The sequence below is a fragment of the Hyphococcus sp. genome, from assembly GCF_965267305.1.
In the GTDB taxonomy this organism is placed as follows: Bacteria; Pseudomonadota; Alphaproteobacteria; order Caulobacterales; family Parvularculaceae; genus Hyphococcus.
The window spans coordinates 1914018-1932177 of record NZ_OZ253945.1; the positions used below are offsets into that span (position 1 = coordinate 1914018).

The 18160-nt window shown below is 59.5% G+C and carries 13 protein-coding genes; 12 read left to right on the forward strand and 1 reads right to left on the reverse strand.

The window, feature by feature from the left end; genetic code table 11:
• Positions 1-23: 23 nt before the first annotated feature.
• Positions 24-1172: a CaiB/BaiF CoA transferase family protein gene (locus ACQY5P_RS09070; RefSeq protein ID WP_428410427.1), complete on the reverse strand. Its 1149-nt coding sequence runs from the start codon at positions 1170-1172 to the stop codon at positions 24-26.
• 262 nt (positions 1173-1434) lie between these two features.
• Between ACQY5P_RS09070 and ACQY5P_RS09075 the strand changes: the two genes are divergently transcribed.
• The 12 genes from ACQY5P_RS09075 (at position 1435) to ACQY5P_RS09130 (ending at position 18045) form a co-directional block, all read left to right on the forward strand.
• The gene (locus tag ACQY5P_RS09075) at positions 1435-2214 is read left to right on the forward strand and encodes a citryl-CoA lyase (protein WP_428410428.1); all 780 of its coding nucleotides are present in this window, start codon (positions 1435-1437) and stop codon (positions 2212-2214) included.
• Positions 2215-2232: 18 nt separating this feature from the next.
• Positions 2233-3255: a uroporphyrinogen decarboxylase family protein gene (locus ACQY5P_RS09080; RefSeq protein ID WP_428410429.1), complete on the forward strand. Its 1023-nt coding sequence runs from the start codon at positions 2233-2235 to the stop codon at positions 3253-3255.
• A gap of 66 nt (positions 3256-3321) precedes the next feature.
• Positions 3322-4722, forward strand: a complete 1401-nt coding sequence (locus tag ACQY5P_RS09085; RefSeq protein WP_428410430.1) for a hypothetical protein — start codon at positions 3322-3324, stop codon at positions 4720-4722.
• Between the two features lie 12 nt (positions 4723-4734).
• Complete coding sequence (locus ACQY5P_RS09090) at positions 4735-5877, forward strand: cobalamin-independent methionine synthase II family protein (protein ID WP_428410431.1); 1143 nt, start codon at positions 4735-4737, stop codon at positions 5875-5877.
• A 355-nt stretch (positions 5878-6232) separates the two neighbouring features.
• Positions 6233-7240, forward strand: coding sequence for a sulfite exporter TauE/SafE family protein (locus tag ACQY5P_RS09095; RefSeq protein WP_428410432.1), 1008 nt, complete (start codon positions 6233-6235; stop codon positions 7238-7240).
• Between the two features lie 59 nt (positions 7241-7299).
• Complete coding sequence (locus ACQY5P_RS09100) at positions 7300-8436, forward strand: pyridoxal phosphate-dependent aminotransferase (RefSeq protein ID WP_428410433.1); 1137 nt, start codon at positions 7300-7302, stop codon at positions 8434-8436.
• Positions 8437-8821: 385 nt separating this feature from the next.
• The gene (locus tag ACQY5P_RS09105; RefSeq protein WP_428410434.1) at positions 8822-11392 is read left to right on the forward strand and encodes a TonB-dependent receptor plug domain-containing protein; all 2571 of its coding nucleotides are present in this window, start codon (positions 8822-8824) and stop codon (positions 11390-11392) included.
• A 330-nt stretch (positions 11393-11722) separates the two neighbouring features.
• Positions 11723-13048, forward strand: coding sequence for an efflux RND transporter periplasmic adaptor subunit (locus ACQY5P_RS09110; protein ID WP_428410435.1), 1326 nt, complete (start codon positions 11723-11725; stop codon positions 13046-13048).
• 12 nt (positions 13049-13060) lie between these two features.
• Positions 13061-14992, forward strand: a complete 1932-nt coding sequence (locus tag ACQY5P_RS09115) for a MacB family efflux pump subunit (protein ID WP_428410436.1) — start codon at positions 13061-13063, stop codon at positions 14990-14992.
• 4 nt (positions 14993-14996) lie between these two features.
• A complete protein-coding gene (locus ACQY5P_RS09120; protein WP_428410437.1) occupies positions 14997-16340 on the forward strand; it encodes an efflux transporter outer membrane subunit in 1344 nt (447 codons plus the stop codon).
• Positions 16341-16489: 149 nt separating this feature from the next.
• Positions 16490-17446 carry an XdhC family protein gene (locus ACQY5P_RS09125; protein ID WP_428410438.1) on the forward strand — a complete coding sequence of 319 codons (957 nt, stop codon included), beginning with the start codon at positions 16490-16492 and terminating at the stop codon, positions 17444-17446.
• On the forward strand, positions 17443-18045 hold the full coding sequence (locus ACQY5P_RS09130) for a nucleotidyltransferase family protein (protein ID WP_428410439.1): 603 nt from the start codon (positions 17443-17445) through the stop codon (positions 18043-18045). The genes ACQY5P_RS09125 and ACQY5P_RS09130 overlap by 4 nt, the downstream gene beginning before the upstream one ends.
• Positions 18046-18160 lie beyond the last annotated feature (115 nt).

The following is an 18160-nucleotide window of genomic DNA, read 5'->3' on the forward strand; positions in this document are numbered from 1 at the left end:
CCAAGCATTGCCTTGTCGGCCAGCTATTCCGCCGCGTCTTTGGCGGAGCGGCGACCGAGAATTTCTTCATTATGCTCGCCAAGCGTCGGCGGGGCTTTCACTTCCAGGGCGCGCTCGCCGTCAAAGGACAAGGGGGAGCGCACGGTCCGGAACTCGCCCATCTCCTTATGGGTGTCTTTGAGCTCCAGCCCGAGATGTTTCGCCTGAGCGCTCTCGAGTACCTCCGGCGGATTGCGCAGGGGCGAATGCGGCACCTCGCCTTCCGACAGACGCGCACACCATTCATCGAGCGATTTTGTCTTGAAAATCGGGGCCAGAAAATCGTTCACCCCGTTATAATTTGCGATGCGGGCATTGCGGTCGCAAAATTCCGGCCGCTGCAGCATGTCGGGCTCGCCCACCGCCTTCGCCAGATTTTCCCAGAATTTCGGCGGTGACGACATGTGAAGCGCCAGCCAGCGGCCGTCGCCGCATTCGAAGACATAGGACTGCGAAACATGAGGACGGCTATAGGGCCCCATGATTTCGCCCGCGGAAAGATAATGCGTGAAATCATCGAGATTGAAGTGGCACATGGCTTCAAACATCGACGTCTCGACGAGACGCCCTTTGCCCGTGCTTGCCCGTTCAGTAAGGGCGGCCAAGGTTCCGAATGCCGCATAAAACCCGGTGACGGCGTCCGCGATGGCCGGCCCGACGACGCGGGGGTGCTGCGGATTGACGAGCAGGCGTAAAAAACCGCTCGCCGCCTGGGCGACGCTGTCGAACGCCGGACGCTCCTTGTCCGGACCATCCGGGCCGAAGCCGGAGATCGAACAATAAACAAGGCGCGGATTGATGTCCTGTAGGCGCCTGAACCCGACATTGAGGCGGTCCGCTACGCCGGGACGAAAGTTCTGGATGAACACATCAGCGTTAGCGACCAGCCGGTCCAGCGCCGCGAGATCGTCAGCGTCTTTCGTATTCAGCGTGATGCTGCGCTTGTTGCGGTTATAGGTCTGGAAATGTGGACTGTAGAGTTCGCCTTTGAACGCGCGGAACGGATCGCCGGTTCCCGGCTGTTCAATCTTGATGACATTGGCGCCGAGATCGGCGAGCAGCATGCCGGCCGCCGGCCCTGTAATGAAGGTGCCCATTTCGAGCACGGTGATGTCTTTGAGCACTTTCGCCATCAAGCTGCTCCCCAAGCTTCAGTCTTTAAAAGGCGCCGCGCCGCAACATAAACCGCGGATCAAGTTCTTGCGCGCTTCACACGAAGCGTCTTTCAAAATCCGGCGTCGTCCTTGACATTTGCTATAGAAAATTCGAATAACGAAGACAAGTTCGGAATGCGAAATAATTGCGCGCTTTCTACACCGCGCGTGGCAGGCCGGCGCAAACATGCGATTTCACCTGAGGGGTTTCAGCGCCGGCTCAGATGAAAGGACCAGAACAATGCGCATTGGAAAGCAGGATAAGCCTTACAGCGCCATTTCCACCTCGACGTCGGAAAAGATTTTCGTCCGGGGGCGCGATCTCTGCGACGACATCATAGGCAAGGTGGATTTCACCAGCTACTTCTGGCTGCTTGTCACCGGCGTGGAGCCGACGGCGACCCAGAAAAAATTCGCCGACGCGGTTCTCGCTGCAATTGCAGAGCACGGGCTTGTGCCAAGCGTCGTCGCCGCGCGTATGACCTATGCGGCGGCGCCGGAAGCGTTTCAGGGCGCCGTCGCGGCGGGGCTTTTAGGCTGCGGCTCCGTTGTTCTGGGCAGCGCGGAGATTGCAGGAAAGTTTCTGGCGGAGATTGTCGCTGACGGCGATGATATCGACGCGGCGGCTGAACGCGCCGTCCGGCGCCTGCGTGAAACCAAGACGCCTTTCCCCGGCTTCGGCCATCCTCTGCATGCGGACGGAGATCCGCGCGCGAAGAAACTTCTGGAGATGGCGCGGGAAGAGAACGCGGCGGGCGCGCATATCCGCGCGCTTGAAGCCGTCAAGAACGCTATCCCGCAAGTTATCGGCCGGCCGCTGCCGGTCAATGTGAACGGCGCCATTCCCGCCGTCATGCTCGATGTGGGCTTCCCTCTTGGCGCGCTCAAAGGCATTTCGCTGCTGGCGCGCACGGCGAGCCTTATCGGCCACCTTCAGGAAGAAACTGAACGGCCCATCGGCTTCGTTCTTTCGGGCAAAGCCGCAGAAGCAATCACCTATGACGGGCCGGACATGAAATAAAAATTCGAGGAGACGCCCATGACCTTGCTGCCAACATCGCTCGTCGGATCCTATCCTCAACCCGACTGGCTGATCGACAGAAAAAAACTGGCCGGGCGTTTTCCGCCGCGCGTCCGCGTCAATGAATTGTGGCGCGTAGAGCCGGAATGGCTTGAGCAGGCGCAGGACGATGCGACCCTCCTCGCCATTCGCGATCAGGAAAACGCCGGCCTCGACATCCTGACCGACGGCGAAATGCGCCGCGAAAGCTATTCCAACCGCTTTGCGACGGCGCTTGACGGCGTCGACATGGACAATCACGGCACGGCGCTAGACCGCAGCGGCCATCCCAACCCGGTGCCGCGCGTTATCGGCAAAATCAAACGCCGCCATTCCGTGCAGGTGCGCGACGTCAAATTCCTGCGCGCCAATACGGACCGGCAGATCAAGATCACCGTACCCGGCCCGTTCACCATGGCGCAGCAGGCGCAGAACGATTTCTATGACTCGGAAGCGGACATGGCGCTCGACTATGCCGCCGCCGTCAAGGAGGAAATCAACGATCTCTTTGAGGCCGGCGCCGATTATGTGCAGATCGACGAACCCTACATGCAAGCGCGTCCGGAAAAGGCGCGCGAATATGGTCTCGATGCGCTCAACGCCGCGCTTGAAGGCGTAAAAGGCAAGACGGCAGTTCATATCTGCTTCGGCTACGCCGCGATCATTCACGAAAGGCCGGAAGGATATTCCTTCTTGCCGGAGCTTTCGGGCTGCTGCGTCAATCAGGTTTCCATCGAAACGGCGCAATCGAATCTCGACACCTCCGTGCTCGAAAGTCTGCGCGGCAAAACCGTTATTCTCGGCGTGATCGACCTTTCGACGAATGAAGTCGAAACCGCCGAAACCGTTGCGAAACGGATTCGGCGCGCCCTTCCCCATGTGGATGCGGACAAGATCATCGTGGCGCCCGATTGCGGCATGAAATATCTGCCGCGGGAAGTCGCCTTCGGAAAAATGAAAGCCATGGCCGACGGCGCCGCGCTGGTGAGAGCGGAGCTTTAATCGAGGACAGCGCGGATGGCGCCCGCCTTCCGCCGTGAGTTGCTTCTAAGCATAAAGGAAACGCTCATGCAGCCAGCTTCGGACAGCCCCCAGACTTTGCTGGAAAGCATTCACGCCTTCTGCCAGCGCAATTCCATGGCGGAATCGACCTTCGGGCGGCGCGCCGTCAATGACGGCAAATTCGTCTCGCGGCTGAAAGACGGCTCACGCCTTCGGCCCGAAACCTGGAAGCGCGTCGTCACTTTTATCGCCAAGCATGGCGGCGATGCACCCGCCGCGCCCGAGCCCGGCCTTCTCCACACGCTGCCGGCCGACAAGCCGCAACCGTCAAGCGACATTTCATCGGAAAAGAATTTCAGGTTTTTCGACAACCGCCAGAAATATCTGATGTTCGTCAACACCTGCAGCGAAAAGGACATCGTCGCCAAACGCGCCGGCATGGAGCTTTCCTTCATTCAACCGGCGCCGCCGGCCATTCGGCTTTTCGACGGCGGCATCGGCGACGGCACGGTGATGGCGAAGCTGTTGCGCGAAATGCACGGACGTTTCCCGACCATGCCGTTTTACGTTTCCGGCAAGGAGATCAGCCTCGAAGACATTCGCCTGACCCTCGGCAAAATGGCGGATCGTTTGTTCGAACACCCGGCGACCGTGCTGGTCTTCACCAATATGTTCTATTCCGAGGCGCCCTGGCTCACGCCGAAAAAACCCGAAGCAAAAAATGCGATGGTCTGGAAAGAAGTCGCGCTCAAAGGAAACACCGCGCATGATTTCGACAGGCAGATTGCGGAACTCGACACTTTCCTGACTGACAATTGGCAGGCGCGGCACAGTCCCAAAACCGGCAATCCGATTTACGACCATCCGGCGGTTCTTGTGATCTATCGGGACGATTATCGTTTCCTGCTTAACGACGTCATCCCGAAGCGGGATCAGCCGAAAGCGGACTTCGATCTTATTCTGGCGTCGCAACCCTATCGCCTGCGCGTGCCCGCCGCCTTCAAGGCGAAAAACGTCGTCGCGCCACTGGCCCGCGCCCTGCGCCCGAGCGGCAGGCTGCTTGGCATTCATTCCTATGGGCGCGATCCGGGCATGGAGATCATCAATAAGATCTGGCCAGACGATAATCCTTTCGAGTCCGACCGGCATGATATTCTGCGCGCCCTGAAGGATGAGCTTGGCGATGAAGTCGACGAATTCGATTTCAACGCGTTTTCCGACGACCGCTCAATCTTTCAGTACAAGATGCACACCTTGCCGACGGAAGTTGATTCGAGCATCGGCACATCGACGCTCTACGCCGCCTGGAACGACGCGGTTTACGTCGCCCAGATCGAAGACGACCGGCTCGAAGAGATTCCGGACGGCGTCGATTATCTTCAGGCGACACGGGAAGTTTTGAGAAAGCACGGCGGGCTCTGGTTCAACGACGAGTCCTATGTCGTATCGCGAACGAAGCGCGCTTAAGGGAGACGATTGATGACTTCAGCCGGACGATTTCTGACCACTCATGTGGGCAGCCTGCCGCGGCCGCAAAAGCTGATCGAAATCATGTTTGCCCGCGAGGACGGTTTGCCGCTTGAACCTGTCGCTGTAGAACAGGAGATCGAAGCGGCGGTGCGCGGTGTCGTCGCCAAACAGGCGAAGGCGGGCATCGACATCGTCAATGACGGCGAAATGTCGAAACCGAGCTACGCGACCTATATCAAGGACCGGCTCGCCGGTTTCGGCGGCGCGGGCAACTCCTACGTCTTTCAGGACATCGAGGATTTCCCGACGCTCAAAAAGCGCATCTTCGACGATCCCGGCCGCAAGCATCGCAAGACGCCAGCCTGCAACGGTCCCATCAGCGTAAAGGACATGGAGGCGCCGGCGAAAGACGCGTCGCGGCTGAATGCGGCGGTCAAGGAACACAAAGGCGCAAGAGCGTTCATGAGCGCCGCCTCCCCCGGCGTCACGACGCTGTTCTTCGGCAATGAATATTACGACAGCCACGAAGACTATCTCTTCGCTGTCGCCGAGGGGCTGCGCCACGAGTATGAAACCATCGCCGCTGCAGGCATCACGCTGCAGATCGACTGTCCCGATCTCGCCATGGGCCGGCATACGCAATACGCCCATCTCGATTTGAAAGGCTTCCGCGACCGCATGGCGCTGCATATCGAAGCGCTCAATCAGGCCGTCGCCAACATCCCGGCGGAACAGCTGCGGATGCATATGTGCTGGGGCAATTATCCGGGACCGCATCATTGCGACGTGCCGTTCAAAGACATCATCGACCTGGTCTGGCGGGCCAAACCGCACGCTATCCTGTTCGAGGCCGCCAACCCACGCCACGCCCATGAATATGAGCTTTTCGAAAGCGTGAAGCTTCCCGAAGGCAAGGCCCTCATTCCCGGCGTGATCGAGTGCCAGTCGAACTATATTGAGCATCCCGATCTCGTGGCGCAGCGAATCGCTCGCTACGCCCATCTTGTTGGGCGCGACAATGTGATGGCGGGCGTCGATTGCGGCTTTTCGATCCATGCCGGGTCCGGCGGCGTCGATCCTGAGGTCGCTTTCGCCAAGCTCGGCGCGCTCGCCGAAGGCGCGGCACTCGCCTCAAAGCAGTTCTGGCCCTGAGCGTATCAGGGGATAGGACCAGATTTTAGAATAAAATTCTCAAGAGCAGAATTTTTCGTCCATGCCCGAGTCAGATATTTCCATCGACATTCTTCTGTCGCTGTTAAATGTAAAACCGTCCGTACGCGTCTTTACCTGATGTGAACGGCGGCGAGGTGAAGCGCGGCGGCAAAACGCATTTCATATTGCACCCTCGGAAAAATGCCGTTAGCCTTTTGATTAATCGGCCACTATCTGGAAAGCGCCGAGCCCCCGGAAGGAATCGCCCATCGTGTCAGCACGCCCTTTGTGGCGCGTTTGAATGTGCGCGTGCTTTACGCGCGACGAACAGGAGTTCCCTTCGGAGAGGATCATTGTGTCTGGAATTGAATGGGCTGAATTTCTTCCGACCTTGGCCGCTATGCTGGCGGCGGGCCTCTTCGCCGGTTTCGCGGCGGGCATTTTCGGCATTGGCGGCGGTTTTGTCGTTGTTCCCGCGCTCTATGCAATCTTCACTGTGCTTGGCGGCGATCCGTCGGTGACGACGCATGTCGCCATCGGCACCTCTCTCGGCACCATCATCGTCACGTCTTTGCGGTCTGTTCAGGCCCACGCAAAACGCGGCGCCGTCGACTTCCAGGTCCTGAAAACCTGGGCGCCCTGGATCGTGCTCGGCGTGCTGCTGGGACTGGCGCTGGCGAAATCGGTCGACGGCGAGTCGCTGACGCTGATTTTCGCCATCGGCGTCTTCATCATGGGCCTTTACATGATGTTCGGGCGCGCCGGTGCGCTCAAGGTTTCAGACACCATGCCGACCGGCTGGCTCCGCGCCGCACTCGCCACTTTTGTCGGCTCCTTCGCCTCGCTCATGGGCATTGGCGGCGGCACCTTCGCCATTCTGGTCATGACGCTGTTCGGCAAGCCTATCCATCAGGCGATTGCAACCGCCGCCGGCTTCGGCTTCATCATCGCCATCCCAGGCGCCATCGGCTTCATGATCATCGGTCAGGGCGTCGAGGGCCTGCCGCCGGGGTCCATCGGCTACGTCAATATCATCGGCCTCGTTGCGATTACGGCGATGACAGCGCTGACCGCGCCAGCCGGCGCCTATGTCGCTCACAAGATGAACCCGGCGGTGCTGAAGCGGGTCTTCGCCACTTATCTTCTGTTCACCACGGCGGTGATGTTCGTCGACGCCTATAATGCGCACATGATGGAACCCTCAGGGCCCTATCTCGCCGAAGCGGCGACGCTTGAGCACTTCCATAGCGCCGTTTCAGAGAAAAATTATACTGCGCTCTCCGGCGCTCCGCCGGAGGAAGGCCTCTCTTATTACGGGCAGGCGCCATCAGCGCAGAACGAAAACGATTCACTGGAGAAATAACGGATTTGACCATGCTGGCGAGCGCATTGATTCGCCGGCGATGACGAAGGGCGGGCGACATGACGGGAAGGGACACAAAATTGCTGTCCACAACACGGCGGAATTTCGTGGGCGCAACAGCGCTTGCAGCGCTGGCGCCGGCCATCGCAAAAGCTGAAGCGGCTCAACAAAACCACGTTCCCGGTTTCGCGCCCCCGGATGGCGTCGCCCTCCTCTCCCGCAACGAAAACCCTTACGGGCCCAGCCCAAAGGCTGTCTCCGCCGGCTGCGCCGCGACGCGCGACGGCGCCTATTACGCAGACCGGTCTCTCCTTTATCTTGTCGACATGATTGCGGAGAAAAACCGCATCCCACGCGACTTCATTAGCGTCAGCGCCGGGTCCGGCGAAGGTCTTTGCGCGGCGGCCCAGTCTTGGAGCCGTGATGGCGGCAAGATCGCCGCGCCGGCGCTCTTCTGGGATACGACCGTCAGATACGCCGAGCGGCAGGGCGCGAAAGTCGTCACTGCGCCTATGGGCGGCGATCTCGGCGTTGATCTCGATGCGCTGGAGAAGGTCATCGACGATGATGTCAGCCTCGTCCACATCACCAATCCCAACAACCCGACGGGCATGCTGCTTGATCCGGATGCGTTGCGCTCCTTCATTCGCCGCGTCGAGCGCAAGGCGACGGTGCTCGTCGACGAGGCCTACAATGAGCTGACCGACGATCCTGAAGCCTCATCCATGCTCGACTTGGTGCGCGAGGAAAAGAACGTAATCGTGTCTCGCACCTTCTCCAAGATTTACGGCATGGCGGGCTTGCGCGTCGGTTATCTGATGGCGCGCGCGGACCTGACCGCGCGCATTCGAAGCAACATCATGTCATGGATCAGCGGTCCCGGGCTCGCCGCCGCCATCGCCAGTTATGATGACCACGCCTTTTTGACCGATTCCAAAGCGAAAATTCTCGAAGGCCGGGAGATGGTCATGGCGGCGGCGCGCGAAAACGGCCTCGACTGTCTTCCTTCTCAAACAAACTTCGCTTTTGTGAATGTGAAGGGCGACGCCAACGCCTTCCGCGACAAAATGCAGGCGAAACAGATTTTCATCCGTGGCGCCTATGATGGGCTTCCGTCTTGGTCCCGCGTCTCCATGGGCCGGCTAGAAGATCTTTCACGCTATGTGGCGGCGCTTCCCGAAGCCCTTGGCGGCTGAATAAATTTTGCGCGAAGATGACCGCACCGTGCGGTCATTTGACATTATTCTCTAAATTGTCGCGAGATTACTCGCGACAATTAATACATATAATCCTTATGCTGATTTTTATCATGCCTCAGTGAGTTGTGGCTCAAATGTCGCCCATTAGGATAAATTCAAAAATCTTTCAAAAAACTGTTGCACAAAAAATCATTTTGTAATCACATTTGCTAACGCCGTATGCGGATTAGATAATCAGTGTAAGGTGCATAATTGGACGCTAAGCATCCAGATGGTGCTGTTCTGGCGTGCAAATAATAACGAACGGTTTGCAGCTACGATCTGCATTCTTTCGTATGGGAGGCGACGTCCGCGGTGAAATCACAACTCTGCGGGGGCTCGCATGAAAAAGACTTTCAAAACTAACAAAGCCTATATCTTTGCGTCGGCGTGTGCTGTTGCGCTTTGCTCTTCCCTACCGGTTTTTGCGCAAACGGACGAAACAGATGATGAAGTTGTCGTGACCGGCATTCGCGGCCTTCCGCGATCCGTTCAAGATTCAGCCGTTCCGATCGACGTTTTTAATGAAGGAGATCTCGAAGGCGTTTCCTATACGGATGTGAACGATGTTCTCCTTACACTCGTGCCATCCTACACATTGAGCCGTCAGCCGATCAGCGACGGCTCAACCTTTATTCGTCCGGCGTCGCTGCGCGGCCTGCCGACGGATAAAACCCTGGTGCTTGTCAACTCCAAACGCCGTCACCGCGCCGCACTCGTATCCATCGGCGGTTCGGGCACGCAAGGACCTGATGTCGCGACGATCCCTGCGCTCGCGCTAAAAAGCGTTGAGGTCCTGCGCGATGGGGCTGCCGCGCAATACGGCTCTGACGCCATCGCCGGCGTCATCAACTTCATTCTGAAGGATTCTTCGGAGGGCCTTACGCTTACCGCACAAACGGGACAGTTTTACGAGGGCGACGGGTTTGAATATATATTCGCCGGCAATGTCGGGTTCGGTCTTGGCGACGACGGTTTCGTCAACATCTCGCTTGAATATTCCCATTCTGATTCGACCGTCCGCGCGGAGCAATATTGCGAGAGCTGGTTCTGCGTTCCCACTGTTGCGGCCATGGATCCGACTTTTGCGGCAGGCGTTGAAGCCGCTTCGCTAGCAGATGGCGATATTGTCCAGCCATGGGGCCGGCCTAACTCGGAGGCTTTCCGCTCCTTCGTCAATATGGGCTACACATTTTCGGAGCAGGTAGAATTCTACGCATTCGGCAATTTCTCCGACAGTACGGCGGACGGCAACTTCTTCTATCGTTATCCAGGCAACGGTACGATCGAGGATTTGCGCCTCGAAGACGGGTCCATCTACAATTTCCTCGAAATTTTCCCGGGCGGTTTCACGCCGCAATTCCATGGCGACGTAATAGACTATTCGGCGGCGGGGGGCTTTAGGGGCGATCTCGGCGGCGGATTCTCTTACGACGTCTCCGGCCGCGTCGGCTCAAACAAAATCGAATATTTCATTGAGAATACGGTCAACCCGTCACTCGGCCCCGACACGCCGACGGAATTCTATCCGGGCGACCTTATCAACAAGGAAGCGCAGTTCCAGGCCGATCTGGCGCAGGTGGTGGATATCGGCCTCGCCGGCCCGCTCACTATCGGTTTCGGCGCGAGCTATATGAAAGAAGGCTACGAGCTCATTGAGGGCGACCCGTTGTCTTATGCCAGCGGCCCATTCGCTCTGCCAGACCCCTTCGACCTTTGCGACGGCATGACCGGACCTACGGCCGCCGGAGCCGGAATCGCCGATCTCGACTGTACGGATCCTGATGACCCTGTGTTTACGGTCGTCGGCGTCGGCTCCAACGGATTCCCGGGCTATTCGCCGGCGTTTTCCGGCAAATACACGAGAAACAGTAAGGCGTTCTATCTCGATCTTAGCGCCGACGTTACCGACAGCTGGTTCCTGCAAGGCGCCGTGCGTTACGAGAATTACTCCGACTTTGACAGCCAGCTCATCTATAAAATCGCTACGCGGTATGAGCTGTTTGAAGGTCTCGCTGTTCGCGGCTCATACGGCACGGGCTTCCGGGCCCCGACACCGGGGCAACAAGGCACCACCAACGTGTCCACGCGCCTGCCCAACGGCTTCCCCGTGGCGACAGGTCTTTTTCCGGCCTCAAGCCCGGTTGCTCAGGCCCTTGGCGCGGATGCGCTGAAACCTGAAACATCCAAGAACATCGCCGCCGGCGTCACTGCGAGCTTCGCTGGCGTTAATCTTTCGGTCGACTTTTATCGCATCGCGCTTGAAGACCGCGTGAACGCAATCTCTACCCAGAGCGTGTCAACGGATCCAATGGCTGGCGCAGCTTATGACAACTACCTTGCGCTTGTGGGCGCTGGCGTCGCCGGCGCCGAATCGATTGGCGGCGTCTTCTACTTCGCTAACGCCTTCGATACGATCACAAAGGGCGTCGATATCGTCGCCACCACTGATTTCGATCTTGGCGGAGCGGGAACAACGTCCGTATCGCTTGCCGCAAACTACAACGAGACGGAGTTCGACGGCGATGTTGACGCCCTGTTCAATGCCGAAGACCAGTTCGATTTCGTCAATGGCGAACCCAACTGGCGCGGCATCTTCACGGCGATCCACAGCGTCGGCGGATTTACTGCATTGGGCCGGGTCAGCTATTATGGCTCTTATGAGAACTCCAACGGTTCGCCCGTGACAGATATTCAGGAGTTCGATCCTGAATTCTTCGTCGACCTGGAGCTGAGCTATACCTTCATGGATCACTACAAGCTGGCGATCGGCGCCCGCAACATCCTCGATAATTATCCTGCGCCGGGAGACGCGGCGTTGGGCGAAACCTGCTGCGGCCGGATTTATCGCTCCGACTCCATCGTCGATTGGCAGGGCGGCTACTACTATGGCCGGGTGGAAGTAAGCTTCTAACGCGCAGACTCGCGCTAAAAGAAAAGGGGCAAAGCGGCCGCCGCCGTTTTGCCCCTTAGTCTTTCAGATATCGCTTCCGCTCCTCTGCGCCGGCCAAAAATAAACTAGCCTTTCTACGGGGCGCGAACTCGTTGGAAATTTCCAGCGAAAAGGCTCGCTGACTGCACTTCAATTTTGCTCTCGGAAATCCGCGCACCGCCCGGATTTCACCACAATAATACCCAGAGATTGCCGCCATCCCGGACAACGGAATCCCCGACGTTAGACGTTTATTGATCGAATGCGTCACGCCGTTTTCACGCGCCAGGCCGGGGGCATCTGGATATCTCTATGAAAAAGCTCAAGATTTGGAAATTCGGCCCAATCACGCTGGGTCTCACGGCGCTGGTTTTGGCGGCGGGCGCCTATTTTGCCTTCGCAGGACGCACGAAGGCCCCGGACTATCAGACCGCGGACATCACCCGCGGCGATATCGAGGTGTCGATTTCCGCCTCCGGCAAGATCCAGCCGAAAAATTATGTGGATGTGGGCGCACAGGTTTCGGGCCAGCTCGAGGAATTCTTATTCGAAGTTGGCGATGTGGTGGAGAAAGGCGACCTCCTCGCCCGGATCGACGAAACCCTCGCCGCCGCCAAGGTCGAGGCCGATCGCGCACAGTTAAAAGAGCTTGAGGCTTCCTACGCCCAGCAGCAGGCTTCGCTGGAGCTTTCGAAAGCCAACGCCGCCCGAGCGGACATGCTTTATAAGGCAGACGCCATCTCGCAGGCGGAATACCAGGCCGCGGTCGCCGACAGGAAAATTGCGACGGCGCGGCTCGCCCAGCTTGAGGCCCAGATAGAACGGCAGAACTCCACCCTTGAAGCCGATCTGGCGACGCTCGAATTCACGAAAATCTATGCGCCCATGTCCGGCACCATCGTGTCTCAATCCGCAGTCGTGGGCCAGACCCTGAACGCCAACCAGACGACGCCGACGATTTTGCGCATCGCCGACCTTTCGGTGATGACTGTCGAAGCTGACGTTTCCGAGGCCGACGTCCTGCGCGTCGAAAAGGGTCAGGAAGCCTATTTCACGACGCTGGGCGGCGGCGGCCAATGGACGACGAATGTGCGCCAGGTTTTGCCGCAGCCCGAAGTCTTGAATGACGTCGTCCTCTACAAGGTTTTGCTCGATGTCGAAAACAAGGATGAAAAGCTGAAGCCGGAAATGACGGCGCAAGTTTTCTGCGTCCAAGGCAAGGCGGAGAATGCGATCATTGCGCCTGTCGCGGCGTTGCGCGAAGGTCAACGTCGCCGTGGCGATGAAGGAGAACGCCGCCGCAATCGTGATGACAACAAAACCGGCTTCATGGCGGCCCGCGCGAGTGACGTCAGTGACGAGGATGGCCTAAGACAACAGATACGCGCCGAAATGCAGAAAATTCTGGAGGCGCGCCCGGACGCAGAGCGCAAAATGGCGCTGGTCATGATTGACGGCGCGCCGCAGCCGCGTCCGGTGCTGGTCGGCCTGCAGAACCGCACGCAAGCGGAAATCCTTTTCGGCCTTGAGCCTGGCGATGTGGTCGTTACGGGCGAAGCGGTTATGGCGCCGCCGGTCGCCCGCAATGGCGACCGCTCGAACCGCCCGCCCGCTATGGGCCGGCGCGGGCCGCGCTAAGCGAGCAAGCCCGTGAGCACACTCATCGACATCAAAGATGTGAGCCGCGTTTACGGCAAGGGCGAAGCCGAGGTGCGCGCACTCGACGGCGTCAGCCTCACCATCGAAGCGGGCGAATTCGTCGCCATTGTCGGCCAGTCAGGCTCCGGCAAATCGACGCTGATGAATATTCTCGGCTGTCTCGACAGGCCCTCAAGCGGCTCCTATTGCGTGCGCGGCAAGGATGTCGCCTTGCTCGCGCCCGACGAACTGGCGGCCCTGCGGCGCGACACATTCGGCTTCGTCTTTCAGCGTTACAATTTGCTCGCCAGCGCCTCCGCCGCCGAAAATGTGGAAATGCCGGCGATCTACGCCGGCGGCAAACTCGAAGAACGCCGCGCGCGCGCGCAAGAGCTCTTGGACAAGCTTGGCATTGGCGACCGCAGTTACCATCGCCCCAACCAGCTTTCAGGCGGCCAACAGCAGCGCGTCGCCGTCGCCCGCGCGCTGATGAACGACGCAGAAGTCATTCTCGCGGACGAGCCCACCGGCGCGCTCGATTCCAATTCCGGCGCAGAACTCCTGTCGCTGCTGGAGGAACTGCACGCCTCGGGGCGCACGATCATTCTGATTACGCATGACCACAATGTCGCCGCTCGCGCGCACCGGATTGTCGAGATCACCGACGGAAAGATCGTGTCAGACACCGGCCGACCCGAGAAATCCTCAGAAACAACGGTCTTTGAAAAAGCCGTCGATGCGCCGTCTTTCCTCCTGCAGGCGAGCGAAGCGGTGAAAATGGCTTTCCGGTCGTTGCGCGCCAATCTTTTCCGCACGTCGCTGACGCTGCTCGGCGTCGTCATCGGCGTCGCGGCAGTGGTGGCGATGCTCGCGATTGGCGAAGGCAGCTCAAAGCAGGTGGTCGCCAGTATCGAAACCATGGGATCGAACCTGTTGTTCGTGCGCCCCGGCGCGCCGGGCACGCGCATGCGCGGATCGGCGATCGCAACGCTCACCATGGAGGATGCGGAGCGTCTCGCCGAACTCGACAACATCATCGCCGCTGTTCCGACGCGCTCCGACCGCGCCACCTTGCGCGTCGGCGACGCCGACTATCAGACCTCCATCGACGGCGTAACCTCGGACTGGCCGCTCGCCCAGAACTGGGACATGGCCTACGGAACGTTCTTCACGAAGGACGATCAGGACCGCCGCGCGGCCGTCGTGGTGCTCGGCTACACCGTCGCCGACAATCTGTTCGACAATGTCGCGTCGGCGGTGGGAGAATATGTCTTCATCGGCGGCGCCCCGTTTGAAGTCGCCGGCGTGCTCGCGCCCAAAGGCGCCACCGCCTGGGGCCAGGATATGGACGACGTGTCGCTGGCGCCGATCACCACCGGCATGATGCGGCTTTTCGGTCAGAATTATCTTTCCTCGATCACCATCGCGGTCGAAGACACGAAACGCATTGCCGAGACGGAGGCGGCGGCGCACGCCCTCCTCCTGTCGCGTCACGGGGTCGAGGATTTCCAGCTGCGCAACACGGCTTCAATCCTTGAATCCGTCGAGGAGACGCAGAAAGCTTTCTCCATTCTGCTCGGTTCGGTCGCGGCGATTTCTCTCATTGTCGGCGGCATCGGCGTCATGAACATCATGCTGGTGAGCGTCACCGAACGCACGCGCGAAATCGGCGTTCGGATGGCGACCGGCGCGCGCCGCTCCGACATCATGATGCAGTTCAACACCGAAGCGCTGGTCGTCGGCGCCCTGGGCGGGATTCTCGGCGTTCTGATCGGTCTGGGCGTCTCACTGGCGCTTGGGGCGACAGGCATGTCGATTGCGATCACGCCGGCCCCCGCGATGCTCGCTTTCGGCTCGGCGCTCGCCATCGGACTCCTCTTCGGCTTCATGCCGGCGCGCAAAGCCTCGCGCCTTGATCCCGTCATCGCGCTGGCGTCAGAGTAAGGTCATGAAAAAAATACTTCTGTCCACCACCGCTCTCTCGCTCGCCGCCTGCGCTACTGCGTCGCCACCCGTAGGCGAACTGGCGCCTGCGCCTGCGACTTACAATTATGCCGGGGCTCTCGCTGAAACAGAGAAGACGGATGCGCTCTGGTGGGAGACGTTCAACGATCCGGCGCTCGATACACTCGTCAATGAAGCGCTCTCCGCCAATCAGGACATCGCCGCTGGCCTCGCCGCATTGCGTTCGGCGCGCGCTTCGGTGCGCATCGCGAACGCCTCGCTATTTCCGCAACTGAGCGCCGGCGCCTCGGCCTCATCGGATACGGAAGGCGACGGTCTCGACGATGTGTCCGCCTCGGCGCGCGGCTCCGCTTCCTATCAGCTCGATCTTTTCGGACAGAACGCGGCCGACCGCCGCGCGGCGCGCGCGAGTTATGATGCGCAAGCCTTCGATCAACGCGCTCTCGAACTCACCATCGCATCGGAAGTCGCCTTCACCTATTTTTCCGTGCTGGCGGCGCGCGAGCGGCTTGAGGTCGCTCAATCCAATCTCGAGATTTCCGAACGCATCTTCAATATTGTGAAGGTCCGTTATGACGCCGGCGATGTGTCGCGTTTCGACCTGTCGAGTCAGGAGGCTTCGCTCGCCAATGCGCGCGCCCGCCTGCCGCAAATCGAACAACAGCTCGTCAGTCTCGAAACGGCGCTGTCGGTTCTTCTCGGCCGGACGCCGCAAGGCTACACGGCGCCGGAGGGCGATATTCTTGCTTTGACGCCGCCGGCCATTAATCCGGGCATGCCGTCGGAGCTGTTGCTGCGCCGTCCCGATCTGTTGAGCGCAGAGGCGCAATTGCGCGCCGCCGACGCCAATGTCGCCGCAGCGCAACGCGCTTTCTTTCCGTCCGTTGATTTAAGCGCCGGCGTCAATGCCGGCCTTACCGGCGGAACGAGCGTCATCGGCTCTCTCGCCGCGTCGCTCGCGGCGCCGATCTTCACCGGCGGACGGCTTGAAGGCCAGCTCAGCGCCGCCGAAGCCCGCGTCGACCAGCAAATCGCCCGCTACCGCCAGGCGACGCTCAACGCGCTTCGCGACGTCGATGTCAGCCTCAGCGCCCTCGCCACGGCGGAACAGCGAGAAGACCTGCTCATCGTCGCGCGCGACGCCTCGCAACAATCGTTGTCGCTCGCGGAAATCCGTTACCGGTCCGGCGCGGACGATCTGACCAGTCTGCTCAATGCGCAATCGTCCTATTTCAACGCCTCGGACAGCCTCGTTCAGGGCCGTCTCGACCGGCTGAGCGCAGCCGTCGATCTTTACGCCGCCATCGGCGGCGGCTGGGACGGGTAATAGCGCCGCTACCAATAAAGCGGTTCAAAATAATGTGTAGGCCGCAACTTTAGCCGCTGGCGGTCACAACAAGGCAGCCTGTAGGCCGTGCATCCTCCGGCTGCTTTTGGTATCTTGAATGCTTCACTCGCTGCGTTCAAAATCCATTCATGCTGCACGAAGCCCAGAAAACCCTGCCGCCAACCATTTTCGACCCTTCAGGCGCGGATGTCCTCGCCTTTGCGCTGAACGAGTGCGAGGCGGGCAAACCCGTCGCGATTGTGACGCTGGCGGCGATTGATGGATCCTCGCCGCGCTCTGTCGGATCGCAAATGGTGGTTTCCGAAGACGGCCGCTTCGCCGGATCGATCTCCTCCGGCTGTCTCGAACGCGCGATCATTGAAAAAGCGAGAGAGATGTTGTTGCAGGGACGCGGCGGCTTCGTGCGTTATGGAAAAGACTCGCCATTTCGCGATCTAGTGCTTCCCTGCGGCTCCGGCGTCGATCTTCTCTTTACTGTTAATCCGTCCGCCCGCGCTTTACGTTCAGCGTACGATGCATTGAAAAAACGCCATAGCACTGCGTTGGCGTTTCATCCTGATGGCGCGCGCATATCCGAGAGTGGAAAGACGGAACTCCGCGGCGAAACGCTTGTGCGCCGCTATACGCCGGCGCTAAGAATTCTCGCTGCGGGCATGGGCGCCGAACTGACGCTCCTGAGCCGCATCAGCGCCGGCGCCGGTTATAGCGTCTGCGCCGTCTCCCCTGATGCGCGGACGCTTGAAGACAGCGCAACGCAGCAAAAAATACGACTGCAGTCGGTGTCTTCGCTTCCACCGCTTGACATTGATCCGTGGACGGCGGTTGTGCTCCTCTTTCATGATCGCGAGTGGGACGTCTCCATCTTGCCCGCGGCCCTCGCCGCACCTGCCTTCTATATCGGCGCCGTTGGCAGCCGCAAAACGCACGCCGCGAGACTTGAGGCGCTTCGCATGGTCGGCGTCAGCGAAGAAGAGCTGCAGCGGCTGCAAGGCCCCATCGGCCTCATCCCGGCGACGCGCAATCCGTCGGCGCTGGCAGTGTCGGTTCTCGCCGATATCCTCGCCGCTTGGCCTTACGGGCAATGAGCCTCACGCCCGCCAATACAGCGGCGATCCTTCTTGCGGCGGGCGCCGCCTCGCGATTCGGGGCAGACAAACTGTCAGCGCCGTTGCGAGGAGCCAGAGTCATCGATCACGCCGCAGCCGCCCTGACCGCATCTGGATGCGCGCATCGCGCTGTTATTGTAAATTCTGAGAACGTCATTTCCGGTCTGCCCGGCTTTGAGACCGTCATTAATCCGGATGCGGCGAAAGGGCTGAGCACGTCCATTCGGATCGGCGTCAACTGGGCTGAGGCATGCGGCGCGAAAGGCGTCTTGATTGCGCTTGCCGACATGCCTTTTGTCGACCCAGACCATTACGTCAGACTTTTTGAAACAGCCAATGCGAATCGCAATCAATGCGCCTTCACCGCGGCCGGGGAAAAGCGTTCGCCCCCGGCGATCTTCAGCGCGGGATGGTTTTCACAATTGCGCGATCTTGAGGGCGATCAGGGCGCCAAACATTTGCTCTCAACGCAACCGAAAGCAGCAGGTGTTTCAGCTCAGGAAAAAATGCTTGCTGATATTGACACATCCGAAGACCTAATTCGTTTTGAAAAAAGCGCTTCTTCTGTTATAAGCTGAAGGGGCGTCATAGAGGCGGCGTTACGCAGCGCATTTGGACCGACTTCCGAATTGAACGCTGGGCATGTTTCGCGGCCTCCCAAGTACACATCAAAAATTGCCCAATCCCAGCGCT